Annotated in this window: 3 protein-coding genes; all 3 read right to left on the reverse strand. The window is 40.2% G+C overall.

From position 1 onward, the window contains the following. Positions 1-93: 93 nt before the first annotated feature. Positions 94-459 (reverse strand): YybH family protein, encoded by a 366-nt coding sequence (locus tag AC1DPQ_RS26120; RefSeq protein ID WP_477583544.1) that lies wholly within the window; start codon positions 457-459, stop codon positions 94-96. Between the two features lie 29 nt (positions 460-488). Next, the gene (locus AC1DPQ_RS26125; protein WP_477611347.1) at positions 489-1259 is read right to left on the reverse strand and encodes an isocitrate lyase/PEP mutase family protein; all 771 of its coding nucleotides are present in this window, start codon (positions 1257-1259) and stop codon (positions 489-491) included. A gap of 87 nt (positions 1260-1346) precedes the next feature. Beyond that, positions 1347-2060, reverse strand: a 714-nt coding sequence (locus AC1DPQ_RS26130) for a helix-turn-helix domain-containing protein (RefSeq protein ID WP_477611348.1), incomplete at its 5' end; no start/stop codon positions are given.

Consider the following 2060-nt stretch of genomic DNA (forward strand, 5'->3'; position numbering starts at 1 on the left):
GGAATAAACGCTGAGGATCGTCATCTCGGCTGTGGCGCAGCCCCGCTCGAAATGACGATTCTTTGCATTATTTGTAGCCTAAGCGATCAGATCTCACTCTGCTCCAAAAGCATGGTCAATAACGATTTTCCAAGTGCCATCTTCGCTTTGCTTCATTAGTTCGATGCCTTTTGCGCTAACTTTCACTTCTTCGCCATCGGTGATATTCCATTCCGACCTTCCTATAGCGAGATTTCCCGTTTGCATACAGTACACCGTTTTAATTTCCATTGTGCCCTTAATGGCAAGAATGGCTTTAATGGCTTCTTCAAATTGTGCTTTGCCCGATACAGGTTTCCCAGGTTCGGGAACAATAATGCCAGATGAATCGTACATATTAAGTACGGTAGCTATATCTCCTGTGTTAAATGCAGCAGCTAGTGCTGAATGAGCATCTTCTGCTCTTTTTGGTAAATTCATGTCTTTAATTTTAAATGTTTAACCATGTTTTAATAAAAAATGGCCGAAAATTCTTGTTCAGCCAATATTTTTCTGGCGAGCTGACCTGCATGATCATATATTCTGTTGAAGAAAAAACCACCCATACTAATACGCTTAACCCCTAGCGATTCCAAGGCTTTAAATCCTGGAAGATCGGGCATGCACATTACATTGATGGGAAGTGCAGTAGATTGAACTATAGCTGCAATATCATTACTATCGGTAACACAAGGCACAAAAATCCCATCTGCCCCAGCTTTCTGATAAAATTTGATGCGTTTTTTAGTTTCCGCTAAAGCGTTTGGCAATCCCAGTAGAAAAGCATCCGTTCTGATATTCAGAAAGATATTCAGTTTATTTCTCTTGATATGCCCTGCTATTGTAGCCACTGTTTCGGCAAACGAAGCTGCTGGCACCAAACTTCTCTTTTCGCCCGGTAAAGTATCTTCGAGGTTAATCCCCACTGCGCCACAATCGTGTAGTTTTTCTACATTTTCTAAAATGCCTTGCAGGTCGCGGCTATACCCAGCCTCCATATCAACGGTAAGTGGAATATCAACCACGTCGGTAATGCGCTTTGTTATACGGAGCAACTCATCAAAGGGCAGGTTTTCTCCATCTGGGTAACCCAAGGCATTCGAAATGGCCTGACTGGAAATGCCAATGGCCCTAAAACCATTGGTTTGAAAGATTTCTGCACTTTTCACATCCCATACATTCCCAATTAAAAGTGGGGTGGTATTTTTGTGCAGATGTTTAAATGTTTCAAAAGAATTCATAAGCTATATCCTTATTTTAATTGATTATACATCAAAGATATAGCCCTTAAAAATCAACGGATTGTACAAATCCGAACAAAATAAAATTTATGGAAAAAGCAGCTGGTTTACCGGAGTAAGGTTATCCAGGTAACTCGAAGGAGTGAGTCCGGTAAAGGATTTGAAGTCTCTTATAAAATGTGATTGATCAAAATATCCGCAGGCATAAGCAATATTGGTAAATGGCTCTTCATTTTTTGAAATCATCTTTAAACTCTGCTGAAAACGGTTAATTTTATCGTAAGATTTTGGCGAAAGCCCGGTATGCTGATGCAGTAACCGTTGCAGATAACGCGTAGTGATATTATGCCTTGATGCGATATAGGTAATATTGCTTCCCGAAGCATCTTTTACGATACTATTTAAGATATCGGCTACCTTATTGATATGAAAGGATTTCTTTTCATGACTGATCAGTCTTTTCAACAAAAATGCCTCTAAAAGATCGATCCTTTTTTGTTCGCCCTCGGTTTCCAATAGTTTTTGATGGAGCACATCTGCACTTCCTCCGATCACATGCCGAAGATCCGTAATTGAGTCGTTAAAAATCCCCATCTGATCATTAAAAAAGTACGATGCCGAGTGTGTATAAAATTTGATCCCGAGCATAGTATGTTTACCTACCGATCGGATAGCAAGCGGTTTTGTAATCTGCCCCCAAAGTTCAATTTTCGGTGTTTTCTTAAAAGCATTGTTTACAAGCGATTCCCAACTGCCATTCCCCAGATTAAAGATTACCTCCATATCCCCACTGGGAAATAC

The sequence above is a fragment of the Pedobacter sp. 01T416_2 genome (assembly GCF_056398925.1).

Coding starts and splice junctions, on each gene's coding strand:
- AC1DPQ_RS26125 (WP_477611347.1), bottom strand. CDS start 1,259: ATGAATTCTTTTGAAACATTTAAACATCTGCACAAAAATACCACCCCA.
- AC1DPQ_RS26120 (WP_477583544.1), bottom strand. CDS start 459: ATGAATTTACCAAAAAGAGCAGAAGATGCTCATTCAGCACTAGCTGCT.